17 protein-coding genes are annotated in these 18,921 nt (G+C 31.1%); 3 read left to right on the top strand and 14 right to left on the bottom strand.

Translation table 11 applies throughout. The annotated features are described in order from the left end of the window. Positions 1 to 16: 16 nt before the first annotated feature. The 4 genes from D2A34_RS24005 to D2A34_RS23990 all read right to left on the bottom strand — a co-directional run bounded on the left by D2A34_RS24005 (position 17) and on the right by D2A34_RS23990 (position 4,483). Positions 17 to 982: a sugar kinase gene (locus D2A34_RS24005; protein WP_079438820.1), complete on the bottom strand. Its 966-nt coding sequence runs from the start codon at positions 980 to 982 to the stop codon at positions 17 to 19. A gap of 20 nt (positions 983 to 1,002) precedes the next feature. Beyond that, positions 1,003 to 1,746, bottom strand: coding sequence for a sugar phosphate isomerase/epimerase family protein (locus tag D2A34_RS24000; protein WP_119368140.1), 744 nt, complete (start codon positions 1,744 to 1,746; stop codon positions 1,003 to 1,005). A gap of 12 nt (positions 1,747 to 1,758) precedes the next feature. Continuing rightward, complete coding sequence (locus D2A34_RS23995; RefSeq protein WP_119368139.1) at positions 1,759 to 2,808, bottom strand: LacI family DNA-binding transcriptional regulator; 1,050 nt, start codon at positions 2,806 to 2,808, stop codon at positions 1,759 to 1,761. Between the two features lie 391 nt (positions 2,809 to 3,199). After that, entirely contained in the window at positions 3,200 to 4,483 is a 1,284-nt protein-coding gene (locus D2A34_RS23990) for an MFS transporter (RefSeq protein ID WP_119368138.1), read from the bottom strand. A 430-nt stretch (positions 4,484 to 4,913) separates the two neighbouring features. Between D2A34_RS23990 and D2A34_RS23985 the strand changes: the two genes are divergently transcribed. After that, positions 4,914 to 5,915 carry a linear amide C-N hydrolase gene (locus D2A34_RS23985; RefSeq protein WP_079438816.1) on the top strand — a complete coding sequence of 334 codons (1,002 nt, stop codon included), beginning with the start codon at positions 4,914 to 4,916 and terminating at the stop codon, positions 5,913 to 5,915. 288 nt (positions 5,916 to 6,203) lie between these two features. On the opposite strand, the gene D2A34_RS23980 is transcribed toward D2A34_RS23985, so the two are convergent. Together D2A34_RS23980 and D2A34_RS26500 are read right to left on the bottom strand one after the other, a co-directional pair. Beyond that, complete coding sequence (locus tag D2A34_RS23980) at positions 6,204 to 6,986, bottom strand: class I SAM-dependent methyltransferase (RefSeq protein WP_119368137.1); 783 nt, start codon at positions 6,984 to 6,986, stop codon at positions 6,204 to 6,206. A 98-nt stretch (positions 6,987 to 7,084) separates the two neighbouring features. Continuing rightward, positions 7,085 to 7,279, bottom strand: a complete 195-nt coding sequence (locus tag D2A34_RS26500; protein WP_147357755.1) for a hypothetical protein — start codon at positions 7,277 to 7,279, stop codon at positions 7,085 to 7,087. A gap of 66 nt (positions 7,280 to 7,345) precedes the next feature. On the opposite strand from D2A34_RS26500, the gene D2A34_RS23975 reads away from it, so the two are divergent. Continuing rightward, positions 7,346 to 8,881, top strand: coding sequence for a methyl-accepting chemotaxis protein (locus D2A34_RS23975; protein ID WP_119368136.1), 1,536 nt, complete (start codon positions 7,346 to 7,348; stop codon positions 8,879 to 8,881). A gap of 219 nt (positions 8,882 to 9,100) precedes the next feature. Here the strand turns inward: D2A34_RS23975 and D2A34_RS23970 are convergent, their stop codons facing one another. The 4 genes from D2A34_RS23970 to D2A34_RS23955 all read right to left on the bottom strand — a co-directional run bounded on the left by D2A34_RS23970 (position 9,101) and on the right by D2A34_RS23955 (position 13,682). Next, positions 9,101 to 10,444, bottom strand: a complete 1,344-nt coding sequence (locus D2A34_RS23970; RefSeq protein ID WP_119368135.1) for a HAMP domain-containing sensor histidine kinase — start codon at positions 10,442 to 10,444, stop codon at positions 9,101 to 9,103. Then, on the bottom strand, positions 10,434 to 11,120 hold the full coding sequence (locus D2A34_RS23965; RefSeq protein WP_423243134.1) for a response regulator transcription factor: 687 nt from the start codon (positions 11,118 to 11,120) through the stop codon (positions 10,434 to 10,436). The genes D2A34_RS23970 and D2A34_RS23965 overlap by 11 nt, the downstream gene beginning before the upstream one ends. 148 nt (positions 11,121 to 11,268) lie before the next feature. After that, a complete protein-coding gene (locus D2A34_RS23960) occupies positions 11,269 to 13,101 on the bottom strand; it encodes a helix-hairpin-helix domain-containing protein (RefSeq protein WP_119368133.1) in 1,833 nt (610 codons plus the stop codon). A 326-nt stretch (positions 13,102 to 13,427) separates the two neighbouring features. Then, positions 13,428 to 13,682: a glycerate kinase gene (locus D2A34_RS23955; RefSeq protein ID WP_119368132.1), complete on the bottom strand. Its 255-nt coding sequence runs from the start codon at positions 13,680 to 13,682 to the stop codon at positions 13,428 to 13,430. A gap of 245 nt (positions 13,683 to 13,927) precedes the next feature. Here D2A34_RS23955 and D2A34_RS23950 point away from each other — a divergent pair, with 245 nt between their 5' ends. Further along, positions 13,928 to 14,422, top strand: a complete 495-nt coding sequence (locus D2A34_RS23950; RefSeq protein ID WP_243128394.1) for a fumarylacetoacetate hydrolase family protein — start codon at positions 13,928 to 13,930, stop codon at positions 14,420 to 14,422. Between the two features lie 257 nt (positions 14,423 to 14,679). Here the strand turns inward: D2A34_RS23950 and D2A34_RS23945 are convergent, their stop codons facing one another. The 4 genes from D2A34_RS23945 to D2A34_RS23925 form a co-directional block, all read right to left on the bottom strand. Then, positions 14,680 to 15,141 carry a VOC family protein gene (locus tag D2A34_RS23945; protein ID WP_079438809.1) on the bottom strand — a complete coding sequence of 154 codons (462 nt, stop codon included), beginning with the start codon at positions 15,139 to 15,141 and terminating at the stop codon, positions 14,680 to 14,682. 39 nt (positions 15,142 to 15,180) lie between these two features. Further along, the gene (locus D2A34_RS23940) at positions 15,181 to 15,924 is read right to left on the bottom strand and encodes an SDR family NAD(P)-dependent oxidoreductase (protein WP_182629461.1); all 744 of its coding nucleotides are present in this window, start codon (positions 15,922 to 15,924) and stop codon (positions 15,181 to 15,183) included. 255 nt (positions 15,925 to 16,179) lie between these two features. Continuing rightward, a complete protein-coding gene (locus D2A34_RS23930; RefSeq protein ID WP_119368129.1) occupies positions 16,180 to 17,790 on the bottom strand; it encodes a glycoside hydrolase family 43 protein in 1,611 nt (536 codons plus the stop codon). Beyond that, the gene (locus tag D2A34_RS23925; RefSeq protein WP_182629460.1) at positions 17,787 to 18,875 is read right to left on the bottom strand and encodes a Gfo/Idh/MocA family protein; all 1,089 of its coding nucleotides are present in this window, start codon (positions 18,873 to 18,875) and stop codon (positions 17,787 to 17,789) included. Before D2A34_RS23925 ends, D2A34_RS23930 begins: the two co-directional genes overlap by 4 nt. Between the last annotated feature and the right edge of the window lie 46 nt (positions 18,876 to 18,921).

The raw sequence follows: 18,921 nt of genomic DNA, 5'->3' as shown, positions 1-18,921 counted from the left end.
TTGTCCTCCTTAATTATCATGAGACTTTTCTTTTATAATTTTTAAGAAAGTTATCTAATTCCTCAAATGTTGGTAACCCCTCATTATCACTTAAATTCATCACTTGAATACCGCCAATAGCATTTCCTCTTTCCAAAATTTTAATATCATCAAGATCTTCTAAAGTAGCACTAATAACACCTGCCGCAAAGCCATCGCCTGCTCCTACCGTATCTACAACTGGAACTTCAAAGCTTGGACACTCAAATTCCTTTACCTGTCCATTTTCTAATTTCTCTCTAGAATAGGCACCTGTAGTACCCATTTTTATAATTACCTTTTTTACTCCTTGCTTTAAATAGAAGTCAGCAATTTCTTCTTTTGTATCTTTCCCTGTAAATAATTTTCCTTCTCTAAAGCCTGGCAATACAATATCTGATTTAAAAGCTAATTCATTAGTCACTCTAATCATTTTTTCTTGGCTTTCCCATAATACTGGCCTTGGATTAGGATCAAATGTAACAAGCATTCCTTGTTCATGAGCTTTTTCTATAGCTTTAAATATTGTTTCTAATGTAGTTTCACTTAGTGCTGGAAAAATTCCTGTAATATGAAGAACTTTTGCATCTGAAAAACTTATCTCCTCTAAAATATCTTTAGTTATCTTTGATGCTGCTGCTCCTTTTCTAAAATACAGTACCTCTGGATCTCCCTCATCAGTTCTATTTTTAAATTGAAATCCTGTCGCTGCCTCCTTATATGTTTTTACAAATCTTGCATCTATATTTTCATTTTCTAAATACTTTTTTACATATTGCCCAAATGGATCGTCTCCAACTTGGCTTATATATGTTACTGTATGCCCAAGTCTCCTAAGCCCCATAGCCACATTAAGTTCTGCTCCAGCAATTAACCTTGTAAAGTGTTCCACATCACTAAGATGTTCCTTGGTATCTGCCAAAAACATTACCATTGGCTCTCCAATTGTTATTATCTCACTCATTTTTTTCACCCTTTCCCTTGTTAATGTGTTAAAACTTCTTTTATTTGCGCTATTTCATCTAATATCTCTTCCTCTTTAATTGGATATTCAATGATTACTGGTACATCCTTCGACAATTTATTTATCATTGACTTCCAATCAATTTTTCCTTTCGAAAGCAAAGTTGTATTAAGATTGTCATTCAAAAAATCTACATTTTTTAAATGAAATACAGTAATATTTGAATTCAAAATATCAAATGCATTTTTAGGATCTTCTTTTTGCCAGTACCAATTACCTAAATCAAAGGTGTAGCCAATTGACAATGAATTAGTATTTATAAAATTAATAGCATTTGTTACACATTTTAAATTCCCATTTTCAGGTGTTTGGTCATTTTCTATTGTGACTTTTATATCGAAATAATTAATAATATCTTCTAGTTTTTTTATTTCATCTAAATCTAAATTCTCTAAGTCACCTATGTTAAATTTGATATGAGTTGAACCCAATTGTTTTGCTTCTTCAAAATAAACTTTTATATTAGAATTTATTCTTTTTTCACAAGCTATTTTCTCAGGAACTGAATAGTAAATTTCTATGTTGAGTTCTTTAGCTAACCTACTTATTTCTTTTAATTCTTCATTAGATTTTTTTAGATATTCTCTTCTTATTTCAGCAATAGCCACTCCTAAGTTTCCTATGTTACTTAATATTTTTCCTTGTTCTATTCCGTTATCTAAATCATTTTTAAAAACTAATAAATTTATACCTAGTTGATTCATAATTATCACCACTTACTTTTTTATACTTCTTGTTGAGTAGTTTAAATGAATTTGAACTGAAATTTCTTCTAAGGCAAACTCTGTTGTTCTACTGCCTTCTATTCTTTCAAATAGTAATTTAGCAGCTTTTTCTCCCATTTCATATGGATTTTCATCTATTGATGTAATACCTGGACCGATTAAACGAGCCCATTTTTCATCAGCAAAACCAAATATGCCTATATCTATTCCAATTCTTATTTGTAAATCATATATGCACTCTACAAGAACCTTTAATATTTCATCATTGTTTGCAAAAAAACAAATATTTCTATCTTTATTTTTATTTAAGATATCTTTTATCTTCTCTTGTATCTCTCCTACCTCATTTTTTTTAATAATAGCAGTTTCTCCTGATACAAATGAATTTTGAGATAAAAATTCTTCCATTGTCTTTTTTCTTTCTAATCTAGAACTTATACCATTTATATTTTCTGTAAAATATACATAGTAATCATAGTCATTTTTTAGCAGCTCATTTAATATATTTCTTGTTACATCTGCATTATTTATGGTCACTGAATCATAAATTAACGGGGTTACATATCTATCTAGCAGCACTATTGGTTTAAAATTATCTCTGCTTTTAAATTCCTCTAAATATTCATAGTTGTTACCTGTAGTATTTACTAACAATCCATCTACTTGACTATCTAATAAAGACTCTATATTTTCTTTTTCCCGAATAGCCATATTATCTGCATTTGTAACAAGTAATTGATAATTATTTGCTCGACATACGTCGTTTATACCTTTGATAAGTAATGAAGAAAAGGGATTTCCTATATCTGCAATTGTTAAACCAATTATATTAGAATTTTTAGCTTTTAGTGTTTGTGCTATACGATTGGGTCTATATTTCAGCACTTTAATTGCCTCATCTATTTTTTCTTGAGTTTCCTGTGACATAAATTCAAAATTTTTATTTAAATATCTAGATATTGTTGTTTTAGAGACTCCTACATAAGCAGCAACATCTGCAATTGTGACATTTTTTTGTTTATCTGTAGAATTTTTTAGCATAACTTATTCCTCCATTCAATACTTTTATTATCAATCTTAAATGTTAAAGGTTCAATAATTTATGCTATTATTCTCTATTTTTCCTTAACATATTTCAAAACTTAATCTAATAAAACTAAATTGACTCTAATAATTATATATTTATACTAGTTTATCGTTTTAGTTAACCGGTTTCTAAATTGACAATTTAATGTTAAGACTTTCACAAAAAAATGTCAAGCCTTAGTTCTAAAGATTAAATTATATAAAAGCACTTCTTTATAAAATTAAGTGCCCTTTAAAAGTGTCTTAGGATTTTGCTCTAGATATCCTTTACATCAATTTTATTAGAAGGTTATCCCAATTCTCATTTTATTTGCATATGTCTTTCAATTAAATAAAAAAACTAGTATTATATAGCTTCTACCTCTACTATATTTTTTGAAGCTTTGGAACTTTTTACGGCAGCCATAAGGAATACTGATAATAGCAATGAACCTGACATAAATATATAAGACGCATTTACTGAACCTGTTATACCATTTAAATAACCTACAACATATGAACCTACAAATGAACCTAATGCTCCCATACTGTTAATTAAAGCACTTGCTCCTCCCGAAACATTTTTAGGTAATATTTCTGTAATTATTGCAAAGAATGGTCCATAAGGTGCATACATTACTCCACCTGCAATTACAAGTAAAATATATGATAACCAGAAGTTCGAAGTTCCAATTAAATAAGAACCAAAGAATGCTACCGTACCTATTAATAAATATACCCACACAAAGGTCTTACGATTTCCTGTACGGTCAGAATAATAAGATGATACGAGCATTAATATTATTGCTAAAGCATATGGCAATGAAGATAACCATCCTGCTGAAACAATTCCAATTTGTGGACTTGCTTTGAGAATTGACGGTAACCACATTACAAATCCGTAAACTCCTATACTCCAGAAGAAATACTGAAATGAAAGAATTATTACTGTAGGTGACTTGAAAGCTTCTCTATAATTTTTTACTGGTTTTATCCCCTTTTGTTCTTCTTCCATTGCCATCTCAATATCTTTCTTCTCTTGATCTGTCAACCATTTTGCTTCTTTAGGCTTATTATCTGCAAGCTTTAACCAGAAAAATGCCCATATAACTGGTGGTATTCCTTCAAGAATAAACATCCAACGCCATCCAACAGAGTTTACTAAGTAACCAGATACTATTGACATCCATAAAACAGTGGCTGGGTTGCCCAAAATTAAAAATGTGTTAGCTCTTGAACGTTCTTTTTTAGTGAACCAATTGCTTAAGAAAATTAACATTGCCGGCATAACAGCACTTTCAATTATTCCAAGCATAAATCTAGTGACCATTAAAACTTTTACATTTGTTATCATACCATTTGAAGCTGCAAGTACACCCCAAAGAATTAAACTCCAAAAAACTAATTTTTTTGCACTTTTCTTTTCTGCAAACCATGCTGCTGGTACTTGGAAAAAGAAATAACCTAAGAAAAATAATGCAGATAATAATGAAGCTATTGATGCAGTAATGTGTAAAGACTCACCCATTCCTCCTGCAACACCAAAACTATAATTTGCACGATCTAAGTAAGCTAAACTATAAGTAATAAATGCTACTGGTATTAATCTTTTCCATCTTTTAGAAGTTAGTTGAATATTTGATTTATCCATTTTATACCCTCCATAATAATCATTTTAATTTTCACCTAATTATCAGTTAAAAACAATTTCAACTTTAGTTTATCGTTTTAGTTAACCGGTTTACTAACTTGCAATTTAATGTTAACGCTTTCAGGACAAGATGTCAAGTGGTATTTTAAAAAATTCCTTATAGAATAATATATCCTTATTTCATTTGTATTTATATCCAATTAATAAATTCTAAAGTATATAGCATCAAATCCCTTTCTCTTATATCTTTCTTATAATATAAAATGTTTGTTCTATAACTTACGTAGGCATATAAACTGGAACTTTATTACCTGTGGAAGTATATCTATGAAATATATAGACATTTTATTTAGTATTCCACATACCGATGTTTCTGAACCTTAAAACTAGATGTGGTTATTTAATAAAATATAGGAGGCAGAGAATTAACATGTGTACAGCAATAACGCTACAATCAAAACAGTTGGAAAATTTTTTTGGCAGAACCATGGATTTTTCTTATAATATTGATCCAGAGCTTTATATTGTACCTAAATATTATGTATGGAACAATGTTCTTAACATGCATAAATCTTATGATTGCTATAGTTTTATAGGCATTGGACAAGAAAGTGATGGAATGCTTGGCTTTTTTGACGGGGTAAATGAAAAAGGATTTGCAGCCGCAACATTATATTTTGCAGGTTATGCAAAGTACAAAACACAGTCAGACTATATTGATAAGGAGCCTATTTCATCTTTAGATTTTCTCCATTATATTTTAGGAAGATGTGGATCAGTAGAAGAACTTAAAGAAATCCTACTAGAGATATGTATTGTAGGCCTTGAAGACCCAGTAACAAAAACAGTTGCGCCTTTACATTGGATTGCCACAGATAAAAGCGGCGAATGTGTTGTTATTGAACAAACTGAAACAGGTCTAAAGATATTTCAAAATCAAATTGGAGTTATGGCCAACAGTCCTGATTTTCAGTGGCATATGACTAATCTTAGGAATTACATGGATGTATCACCAAAACAAAACAATGATGCATACTGGGGAAAAATTCGTTTAAAACCATTCGGTCAGGCAGCAGGAACCATGCAGTTACCGGGAGGATACACATCCCCAGAAAGATTTGTAAGAACAGCGTATCAAAAAACGCATATTCAGACACCTAATAACAGTTTAGAGGCAATAAACGCGTGCTTTCATATTATGGAAAGTGTTTCTATTCCAAAAGGAATAGTAATAACAAATAGAGATACTTATGATTATACAAAATATACTGCCTTTATTAATACAAATACTTGTGAATACTTCTTTAAAACTTATGACAATACTATGATTACAAGTACAAGCCTTTGGGATAACTACACAAGTGGTACTCAGCTAATATCGTTAGGAAAGTTAAGGCGTCCAGTTAAATTTGAAAAAATAAAACAATGTTGAGCTTGTAAGTGAAAATTCACTCAAAGTTTTACTATGAAATCTTTACACACTCAAATCATATAAGCAGATATTACTTAAAGATAAAAAAAATCACTCTTAAAATGGGTGTATTATAAATTCCTTAAAACGTATAATAACCCACTAAAAATCCTAACCTTAGATTTTTAGTGGGTTTAATTGTGGAGGCGAAGCGTGGCCTCTGCAATCCACTACTAATATGATATATATATGAATTTCCAATTTAATTTATAGTGTCAAGTTTCAATTATTTCTCATTTATATCTAAATTTATTGTATATTTTTTTCAATCACTCCATAAATAATTGCACCGTTTTTTTTGCCACCATAATATTTTTTTATTCCTAGCTTTTCAAACTCATTAGAACCTTGTCTTTCTTTTATAACAACTCTTTTTCTGCAAACTCTAAGAGCCTCCATTAAAATCTCTTTTGTTAATCCTTTGTGATCTGCAAAGTCCCTAAAGGAATTTATTGATGCTGACTTTCTATTTGGTTCTTTAAACATAGGATCAAAATATACTACATCAAAACTATTATCACTTTGCTTTAAAATATAATTTTCATATGATTCGTTAACAACCTTTATATTATCTATGGTTTTACCATCAACATCATTATAGGTTTCTAATCCACATTTACTTAAATAGGCTATATACTTATTAACTTCCGTTCCTACTACATATCCCTTTTCTCCAACAACTGCTGAAAAGACAAGAGAATCACCTGCAAGACCTAATGTACAATCTAATATACTATTTCCTTCTTCTAATTTTGTTGCCTCTATTATAGCTTCTTTATTGCCTTGTCTTATTGATTTAATCTTAAGTTCTGACATATTAGGATGCCAAAACACCGTACTATCTTCTCCCTTTATAACAATCTTATCTCTTTCAATTACTAATAAGTAATCAAAACCATCCTTCAAAATTGTTTTTTTGATACTAAAATTACCTCTTTTTATATAAGGTATATTTAAATCTTTAGATACGTCCTTTGCTTTATAATTTAAACTCTCATCTGCATCTCTTGTAGTAGTAACTGCAATCTTCATTTCTCTCTCTCTATCTTTCTCCATATATATTGCAAAAATAATTATGAATTTATAATCACAAAATATATAGTTATTCTTTTGTTCTAACAAATATTATACTATATTTCAGTTGAAATATGAGTTTTCTTTATAAATAATGAAGCTGGTCTTTGTCCTTGTTCAGCTTCTAACTCTAAGCTGCCTTCTTCATCTTTAATTTCGCCACAAGCAACACATTTCAATTCAATATAACCATTACTTATATCCTTATTTAACGTAAAATAATTTAAGAAAAATTTGTTTACAATTTCCAATATTTATTATAATATATATTAAACATATAGTTTTAGTCGGATATTATCACAAAAGGAGGCATTAGTATGTTTATAGTCACTATAATTACATCAGTATTAATAACATTAATACTAGTCGCAATAATTTTTAAGTCTAATACTCAAAAATTATATACAATAAGTAATCATTTAGAAAAGATATCCAAAGGTGATTTAACAAAAACATTAACTTTAAACGGAATGGGGATTTTTAAAAAGTTTTCTTTAAATATAAATACATTTATATTATATATAAGAAAATTTATAAATGAAACCGCAACACTTAATGATAAGTTAATAGATTATTGTAAAGATTTAGGTAAATATGCAAAAGAGGTTGAATTCGCCGCCAATAATACGACAACAGTAATAAATCAAATATCTACTGTTGTTGAAAATCAAACCAATGATATAGTACAAGCCAAGAATTTTATCGCAGAAATCGTTGAAGAAAATAAGTCTATAATAGATAACGGAAATTCAATTGAAGATATGTCTTATTCCATGACACTTGAGATAGATAAAACAAATGAAATTTATGATCAATTAATACAAAAACTTAATAATTCTGCACTTTCTAATGAAAATTTAGCATATAAGACTAAATTACTATACGACAAAGTGTATACAATTCAAAGTATTTCAGATGCAGTAAACAATATTAGTGAAAATACTACTTTGTTAGCGTTAAACGCATCAATTGAAGCTGCACGAGCTGGAGAGCAAGGAAAAGGCTTTGCAGTGGTAGCAACCGAAATACAAAAACTTGCTAAAATTTCCTCTGAGCAATCAAAAGACATAAAAAATATAATAAATGATATAAATAACATAATAAAAGATATATCAGAATCAATGTCTGCTGAAGTAAAAGTAATAAATGATAATATTGAATTTTCAAGCATAACAAAAGATAAGTTGAAAACTATTAAGGATAAAAATGAAGCCACACTAAATTCAGTAAAAAATATAAATAAAATAATTGATATTCAAGGAAATAAGATAGATAAAATCGAAAGATTCATTGATGATATAGAAATTGTTTCTACCGCTATATCAGATTCTACAAAAAAAGTTGCTGCTGCTTCCGAAGAACAATTAAACTCTATAATCAATATTTCTACTTCTGCATCCTCTTTAGCTGATATGAATAACAATTTAAAAGGACATATTGATTCCTTTGCAAAAGATTATACTATAGATGATAAAACAAACCAATATATAAATAATGGATTAGAAATTCTCATAAACTTATCTAAAAACGATATTTTATGGAATATGGACTATAATAGTTCTACAAAAATACTAAAAGAAAAGATAGCTGAGTATCCTTATTTTGATCTTTTTGCTTTAATGCAAAAAGATGGTTTAAGAAAAGCTATAACTTTAGATTATACTGAAAATGAAGTTTACGTAAACTTTTCTCATAGGCCATATTTTAAAGAAGCAATTGAGGGAAATATTTTCAAATCAGAGCCTTATATTTCTGTAGATACAAATAATTATTGTATCGCAATATCCGTACCTGTTCTAAATTCTCAAAAGCAAATTGTAGGGATATTAATGGGAGACCTAATACTCGGCTAAGGTTTTTAAAAATCATTTATACCCTAACTTAATTTTCACATTTCTTTTTATTGATTCAATGTCTTCCTGGAATAAATTGTAATGTTTAAATTAATACTCTCATTATTCACACTATTAATTTTATCTTTTGATAATTAAAATAAACCCACGAAAATCAAAACTTTAGATTTTCGTAGGTTTCATAGTGGAGGCGAAGCACTACTTTCGAAATTCACTACTTCATATAATTATATCAATACATATTTTATTCCCTTCACACTCTGCCCATATCTTTCCTCCATGTAACTCTACGATACTTTTAGCTATTGAAAGCCCAATCCCTGAACCTCCTGTTTGATTATTTCTTGATTCATCAGCTCTATAAAACATATCAAAAATTTTATTCAATTCTTCTTCTTTTATAGGCTTACCTTCATTTTCAACCCTTATTATTGCTCTATTTTCAGTTTTAGAAATATTTATATTTATGTCACTTTTCTTATTACCGTACCTTATCGCATTAGAAATTATATTTTCAAAGACTCTTACCATTTTTGCTGGATCTACATCTACTTTTAAATCTTCATCTGATGCTTCTAATAAAATATTAAAATCATTTTGGTTACATGTAGGCATCATTCCCTCTACAACTTGTCTCATAAATTCATTTAATGAGATATTCACCTTTTCAAGTTTGATATCGCAAGATGTAAGTTTTGTGTATTCAAAAAGATCATTTATTAACTCTTCTAACCTACTCGACTTATTATCAATTATATCTATATACTTGTTTATATCATCTTTTTCTTTATAATTCTCTTTTATCAATTTTATGTAACCAATAATTGATGTTAATGGAGTTCTTAAATCATGGGATACACTTACTATAAGTTTATCTTTATTATTTTCAATCTCTTTTTCTCGCTCTTTTAAATTCATTAATTCTTCAGTCATATAATTTATATTTTTTCCTAGAATAGACAGCTCATCTCTACCCTTAACTTCAACTCTATAATTTAAATTCCCTTTTGATATTTCTACAAGTCCTTTTGACAGACTATTTATATACTTTACTTTTCCATAAGTTAATAATAAGAATAGAGCTAAAAATATTAATATTCCTAAAGGAAAAAGTTTTGAATTATCTCCCTTGTACAGAACATCTGAAACTACAACATATCTATCCTCCCCTAATAATTTTATGTCATAATATATAATGTTATTTTTATCAAAATTAGATTTATATTGCTCACTTAAGATTTTATTTATATCAAACTGCTTTATTCCATTATTTTCAGGACCTAATATTACGTTTCCTTGTTTATCAACTATAAATACTTTGAATTTAATCGTATCTCTGCTTACAATATCTTCAAGTCTTTCATCATTGTTTATATTTTCATCTATTTCTTCATATATTCCTTTACAATTGAAAGTGAAATTTCTTATTTGATCAGAATAATCCGTTTGCTTGTATCTCCAAACTCCATTCATAACAAGAGTAATTACTATACTAAAAATTAAAGATACTAAAAAGATAAGAAGAAATGCAGCCCTAATTCCACCAAAATTTTTACCTCTCAATTTTATATCCAACTCCCCATACGGTTTTTATATACTTTGGATTTTTTACATTATCGCCAAGTTTTTCTCTTATATTTTTTATGTGAGTCATAATGGTGGATTCTGATTCATAAAACTCTTCATTCCATACAATTTCATATATCTTTCTACTACTAAAAACCACATTTTTATTTTCTGCTAACAATTTTAATATCTCAAATTCCTTACCTGTAAACTTTATTTCATTCTCTCCTATTGTAACTTGATGAGTATTTGAGTTTATAACTAAATCATCAATTACTATTTCATTATTTTTAGGAAATATAGTGGTCCTAAGATATCTTCTAAGTTGAGCTTTTACTCTTACTACAAGTTCTAAAGGATTAAATGGCTTGGCTATATAATCATCAGCACCAGTTATTATACCTAAAATTTTATCATTATCTTCTCTCTTTGCTGACAGCATTATAATAGGAACATCTAAGTATTCCCTTATGTTTTTGCAAACTTGTATTCCATCAATATTTGGCATCATAATATCAAGAACAATAAGGTGAATTTTATCTTTCTTTGCTATGTTAAGTGCTCTCAGTCCATCTTCTGCTGTAATTACATTATATCCTTCATTTTTCAAATAGATTTCTATAAGCTCCCTAATTTCCTTTTCGTCATCAACTACCAATATGGTGGGTTTTATCACTTAGAATTCCTCCTTTAGCCCCTAAGGCACAATTAAATAAATAACAAGTCCACCTGCTAACCTATTTTCATGCGCCTAAATTAAAATAGCAGATAAATGTTGCAACTTTAATTATAAATACTGCCCTGCTATCTTTTTGAATATATTAATATTGTGAATATATAATTATTGGAATGATCATTAAGGTCGATATAATACTATCTCTTACCTTAAGCTTGTCCTTTCTTATTATAAAAAGTATTATGCCTTCACCTATGAAAATCACTGTAATAAAAATAACTATTGGATTTAATGTTTTGTTTCCTATGATAATATTACTACTAACTAACACGCTAATAAACCCTACCAATACATAAAACATTAATTTAAAAAACTTCTTAATGGCAACTTTAAATAAGCTCATATTACTTTTAACTGTAGTTTTCATAACAAATAAATAATAAGTTATGAAAAAAATCACAAACCAAATCATAGCTCTTGATATTAAATGTTTAAGGTTAGCTATAAACATTGTAGAAGAACTCTTTTCAAATTCACGTTCATCTATTGTACTTGTTACTTTTTCAATATGCTCCTTGCTGGTGTTATTTGTTAATATTTCTATGGCTTTACCGCTTACCCCTTCAATATGAGAAAATTCCTCACTATTTTTAAATCCATTATTTTTATCTCTATATGCAATTATCCCTTCTGCATCACTTTTACTCATACCCTTTAGTTTAAGTAAATCTTCTTTTTCGCAGGTATTTATATTAAATATATAATATGGAAATTTAAGACCTCTAAATTGATCAAAAATAATATTACTATGTTCTCCTTCACTAATGCACCATATTTCTGGAGCACATTCTTCAGTAAAATCATGACCTATACTATCTTTAAATATCTGTAATATCCTCTCCTTTTCTTTAGGATATTCCTGCATATATCCACTAACAAATTCTATTAATTGAGGTTTGCTATCCTTATTTAAATATTTATTGAAAACATTAAAGACCTTAGAATATCTTTCGTTTAATTCTGATGCATCAGTTGTTATTAGTTTAATAAAGAAATTAGAAACAACAATTTCAGTAGATAAACTCTGTTCCAAACTTTTCATCTTACTCTTATCTTGATAAAGTCCCATATTTCTATATAAAATTGATTTCTCTGGATCAATAAAATCATAACTTAAATTCTTGTATTTACCATCACCACTTAACCCAAGTTCATTCCTCTTTAGATTTTCATACTTTTGTTGCCAAAATGGTGATACTTCTCTATAATAATCCAATCTTAAAGGCAAGGTAAAATCTCTAGATCCACTATTCACAATAGATTTAGTAGTATTTTTTGTTCTTTCTATATCTTCATAAATTCCATCTTTAATTTCATTATTTTCTTCATACATTCTTGAAATAACTTCAAAATGCTCTCCAAACCCTTCACTAAAAGCAGTGCTATATTCTGTTTGTATATTGGAATAATGCATATCCACTACATTTTCATTTATCTCATGATTATTGGATGTAGTAATTTTCTGCAGGACATGCCCCATCTCATGAGGTAATATTTGTGTTATTGATTCAAGTGTATTATACCGTTTCAATTGGTCAATAGAGAGTTCAATATATGGTGATTTTGTCTTATCATAAAGCTGTCCATCCTTTTTTAGATAGAAACCAATCCTGCCATAGCATCCAGAGTTTTCTCTGAAAGCAAAATATATATCTTTGCTTTCTAAATTAGAATATTGCAAAGCCTTTCCATAAAGTTCAACTGATTTCTTTATAAAAGATTTATTGTAAATATCCATAAATAATTTATTGTCATCAATAAGTTCATACACAGGAAATCCACCCTTAGTTTCATCCGTTCCTTTAAGTACTACTACATTTGGTGTTTCTGTTATTACTTCTTTTGCATATACATTTTCTTTTATTGTAAAAGACATTATGCATAAAGCAAAAATTAGTATAAAAATATACTTATTCATAATTTGCTCCTCTAATTTTATTGATATACAATGTAAAATTTCAATTTAATTCTTTATTGAAATTGTATTTCTTGATTTAATTGTAAAATATATATATCAGAAAAATATGGAGCAAATCTGAAGAATTTCTGAAGAAAAATAAAATGTATAAACTCACTCTTACTCTAGTTTATACATTTTCATTTGTGGAATCGAGCCACTCACTCTCTATTCCAATATTTTATCGTATCTATTAATTATTGAAATCACTTAAAACCTTGAATTAAAAATATCATATCTTTACCTCTTCAAATTTAAAGAATATTTTTGTTCTATGATAAGGTTACTTAATTGAATAATTTTACAACTCTCATTATTCTTTCAGCAGTTTCTTCTAAAAGTGCTTCTGCATTATCTATAGCATCTTCTAACATCATAGGCTTATCTACTATAGAAAAAATACTGTCAATTCCCTTTTTATAAAAATCAGAAGCATCCTTACCTATTCCTCCAGCAATAGCAATTACAGGTTTATTATACTTTTTGCATACAGATGCAACTCCATAAGGAGTTTTTCCAAATTGAGTTTGATAGTCTATCATACCTTTTTACTTATCATTCAGTCAATAATAGCAATTATTCTAATTAAGTCTTGTTTTAAAAAAATCATTCTACTCGAAAATGTTAAAACGCCCATCTACATTTTATGTTAAACAAAGTATTATTTGGGTATAGAACTCGTTAAAGCTTAAATTCACTTTTTCAAAAGGCTGATTTGGAAATTTGTTGTCAAATTAAGAATATGAAAGAAATTATACCTTTTCGTCCGCTGCTTTACCGTGATTTTATGCTGTGTGAAAGACATGTAATTAACAGCGGCCGTCTCTTTACAAAATATACTATGCCCAATATATATTCCATAATAAGAGCCTATGAAACTATATTCAGACATCCATTTCCAGCTTTTAAACCTAAAAAGGCGTGGTATGATAATCCCGTATATTATAAGGGAAATTCTCTATCATTCATTGGAGATGGTGAATTAGTGAGTTATCCACATTATGCAACACTTAAAGACTATGAGTTAGAACTTGGTATGATTATTACCAATAATTTACTTAATGCGACTGAAGAAGAAGGTCTTGCTGCAGTAGGTGTTTTCTGTGTATTTAATGACTTCAGCGCCCGAAATATACAACTTGATGAGATGAGAAAGACAGGCTTTGGTCCATGTAAAGCAAAGGATTTTGCTAGCTCCATATCGAATATAGTTGTAACAGCAGATGAAATAATGATGATGTCACATTCGTCGCCTTGGAAGCCGTGTATTGCGCCAACCTGAACATCAATATTTTTCGATAAGGCAGTCGACTTATCGATCAGGTCTGGATTGTGCCTTATAAGATGCTATTAATCCAATACGGAAAAACTCATCGCCTTTTACCTGCTCAATCTTCAAAGATAGATACTTTTAACCTTCTTCTTGTTCATCAATATCGGACAAGTGGAAGAAGTTCTTACAGAAAGTAATATTTACTAATTGCAATTTTTAGCTTATGTGCAAAAAAGAGGTGACGAACGAATTCGCCACCTCTCTCATTATTTATACTGCTCTTTTACCTCAACTAAAACCCCAAGCGCTTTTGATGTGTCAAAATATTCATACGCCTCATAGCCCTTTTCGTGTTTAAAAAGTGAATCAAACCCTGTATTTTTCATAGTTTCTTCGTCATCTTCTAAAGGTCCATCTGACAACAAACAAATTGAGCAAATTGACGTGCCATGTTCTTTTAACCAAGCTGCCCACGGGTCATTATTTCCTAAAGGCTGGATAATTTCAAACCAAAAATTATCGCTGAAAACGCTCTCTACCTTCATTGGGGTATCAGTGATGTTGGCACCTTTATACTTCATAAAAGGTGTTCTTACCTCTTTATGCTCTATATTCTGCTCTGCAACCTCTTTCCCTGTGCCTAGTAAAGTTTTATATGCAGAAACTGTTTTTTCTAAATCGTCTGTTACGACAATAACCTTAAGTATATTTGTTGATGATAATGCCATTTTTTTACCTCCTAATGTTATATATTAATCACTATTTGTTTATTTATTGGTGAAACCGCCGTCAGCAATAATTTCAGCACCTGTCACATAAGAAGATTCGTCGGACGCTAAAAACAATGCAACCGCAGCAATCTCGCTAGGCTTTCCGATATGCCCTATGGGAAGTTGCGAAATTATATTGTTTCGTAGTTCGCCATCGCCGTGCACAAAATCTGTAAACGCCTGTGTTTCAGTTGGACCAGGGCTTATAGCATTTGCTCTAATACCCTTTTCTGCAAGCTCTCCTGTGAACGAACGTGCCATAGACCTGACCGCTGCTTTCGCCGCATTATAGACAATGCTGTTTTTCCCGCCCTGAAAACCTGCAATTGATGATATTAGAACAATTGAAGATTTATTAGACATAAAAGGAATTAACTTCTGTACTGTGAAAAATGCTGAAAAAACATTAAGGTCCATTGTCAAATGAAACTCCTCAGGTGTGATTTCTGGAATCGGGTTTTGTGGCCCGTTGCCAACAATTGGTAACACAGCCTTTAATTTGCGTCCTGTCTCTTCAACTGATTTCACTATTTTTTCCAAATCCTTTACATCTGTCGCGTCAACTTTTAGAATGTCAACAACCTGACTGTTTCCCTCATATACTTTTTTTGCGGTTTCAACATCAAAATCAGCCACAATCAAATCGGCACCTTCACTTATGAAACGTTCTGCGATTGCTCTGCCAATTCCATTCGCCGCACCCGTGATAACACACAATTCTTTATCCAATAATTTACTCATAAAAACCTCCATTTCGCCGCTACCGCCGGCGGCACAAATAGTAATGAAAAAATGGCGTGCGGTTTTCGCCATTTGGTTATTATTATATTGAGGAGAAGATGTACCACAAAACACGGTTAGGTGAGCCGTGGGCTGCTCTTCTCAACTTAAATCAGTATAAAACTAGTGTAAGAATCATCTTTCAAGCTCAAATAATTGCTTGTACTAGTATGCAGTCGCTAAATCGCATAAAACTAATCATGTTAACCAATTACGCTAAACTATATACTCAAAAAACTCAAATGTAGCTTTTGAATCGTAACCAGAATAATCAACTACAGCCAATCCCACAAATGCTCCCGTAAAAAAGCCACCATAATGTGAATTCACATAATCATCAGACAAAATCATTGCATCAAGTTTAATAGGCACTCTGTTCCAATTCTTTCCGTCAAATGAATATTCATAAAAATAGTCCAAATGATCAACAACTGTCTTGAACCAAACCCACTCCGTACCTTCAGGAATCCTCACAGCGTTATCTTTTAAAACTGAAGTGTATTTTCTATTGTCGCATTCTGCTACTTCTATAACATCATTACGCTCGTCATCTTTTGTGATAAAAATCCATGACCAATGCTCGCTGTTATAATAATTTACAAGACCAGCCATTGCCTGATAGCTATATGGGCTAAATTTCACCTTTGTCACAGCTGAAAACTCAAAATCTTTCCATCTTCTAGCAATAAACGATGGATTGAACTTATTTGAAAGTGAACCATGTCCTATCAGTTCAAGTTTTCCGCCTCCAACCTTTCCCATTTTTTCAGAAAAAGGAACCCTTAAAGTATTCCACTCCTCATTGAGCTTATCCGATGAAAAATCATCAAAAACAGCATTGGTTGCAGGAGCCTCAGTTAATATGGCATCTTTTGGTGCATCAACCTCTTTCAAACCACCATGCCCACCTACAACTCTTGGCCAAAGTTCATCATCCCAATAAACTTTCTGAATACTTGTTTCACGCCCAAGCGTACACCATCCTCTTGGGTCATAGATGTTCTCGGTAGAATGGTGAAGAGGCCTAGCGCAAAGTGAAGCATAATACCACTCGCCAGAAGGGGTTTCGACAAGAGAACCATGCCCTTGTTTTTGAAGATAGTGGTCTGGTGTGTCAAAGTTAGTTATAAATGGTCCGTCCGGCTCAGTTTCATAAGGTCCCAACAGATTTTTTGAGCGGGCAACAATTTCTTGGTGTGTCCAAGATGTGCCTCCTTGTGCTGCAAATATATAATAGTATCCATTAAGCTTATATATGTGCGGTCCTTCAACCGTCTTCACATCGGTACCATTGTATACAGTTTTTGCAGTCTCTGGTTTCAGCCTCTTATTGTCCACATCGTATTCAGTTAAAGTAAGCCCATTGAATGGATTGTTATACTCACGGTGATCCCAAGTTTGTTGAATGAAATATTTTTTCCCGTCATCATCATGAAAAAGAGATGAGTCAAAACCAACGCCATTTAGCTTTATAGGTTTGCACCAAGGACCTTTTATGTCATCTGCAATTGTCAGATAGTTATACATATCTTTGAACGCACCGTCTATAACTTTCACATCAGTATAAACGAGCCAAAACTTTCCATCAGCATAGGACAAATCAGGTGCCCAAATACCACCAGAGCAAGGGGCGCCTTTCATATCAAGTAGCTCCACGCTGTCAAGAATAGATGTGGTCAAATTCCAATGCACAAGGTCTTTAGATTCATGAACCCTGATGCCAGGAAACCATTCAAACGTAGAAGACGCAATATAATAAGTGTCGTCCACCCTAATCATTGACGGGTCGGCATGAAAACCCGTAAGAACTGGATTTATGATTTTCATAATGTTTCTCCTTCATATTTAAAATCAAGTTGTCGTCTAATTTCATCCATAATTTTCATCACAGATAATGTGTCTTCCCAAGGCATAACTGAAGATTCAACCTTGCCTTCTAAAAGACACCTTTGCACCTCAGAGGCTTCAAAATGCATACCAAAAAGCCCGCCTCGACCATCTTCATAATTTTCATGTGTTTTTGAAACATACTCAAATGTTGAGCCATCATTATAAAAAACAGTGAAGTCTGACGGCCTGTAAAATTGTCTTTCTATTTCTATTCTCCCTTTTGTTCCGCAAATTGCAGCGGTGATAGGAGATGATGCGAGCGAACCAAAAGCTAATATCGCAAGTGTACCTTTGCCATTTTCATATTCAAAGATAGCAGCATCATTTGAGTCTACACCTGTTGGCGTTGCAGAGCCAGCAGCGATTATTCTCGTTGGATTTCCAAGCAAAAACTGCACGAATGAAATTGGATATACTCCCAAGTCTAATAGAGCTCCGCCTGCAAGCTCAGGTGCATATAAGCGATGTTTAGGGTCAAAAGGAAAGTAAACCCCATGGTCAGCAATTATCTGTACAATGTCCCCTATTTCGCCCCTATCAATCAACTCTTTTACCTTGATGATATGTGGCAGAAATCGTGTCCAATACGCCTCCATAACAAATAGATTTTTCTCTTTTGCTAAATCTAAAATTTCTTTCGCCTGCTTATAATTTTGTGTAAATGCCTTCTCAACTAAAATAGGCTTATTGTGTTGCAAACACTTCATCGCCCACTCATGGTGTTGCGCATGCGGAGTTGCAACATAAATCACATCAATGTCAGGATCTTTTATAAGCTCTTCGTAAGAACCATATACTTTTTTTATTGACGGAAACTCACGTTGAAATTCCTGTGCCTTTTTTAATTCACGGGAACCAACAGCAGCGATGTTTCCACCAGCTTTGATCACCTGTGTGGAAAAACAACTTGCAATCCAGCCAGAACCAAGGATACCCCATCTATGCGTATTAGGCATTTTTTCATCTAGCTGAACAGGATAAGACCTACCTAGCAAAAATTCTTTTTTTACATTTTCCATCATTTTACGAACTCCCTTCTGTAAACTTGTCATATTATAAACAGCTTTC

The organism is Clostridium chromiireducens (assembly GCF_003575225.1).
Classification (GTDB): Bacteria; Bacillota; Clostridia; order Clostridiales; family Clostridiaceae; genus Clostridium; species Clostridium chromiireducens.
Note: the sequence above shows the minus strand (reverse complement) of the source record. Positions and strands in the feature narration are given on the sequence as shown.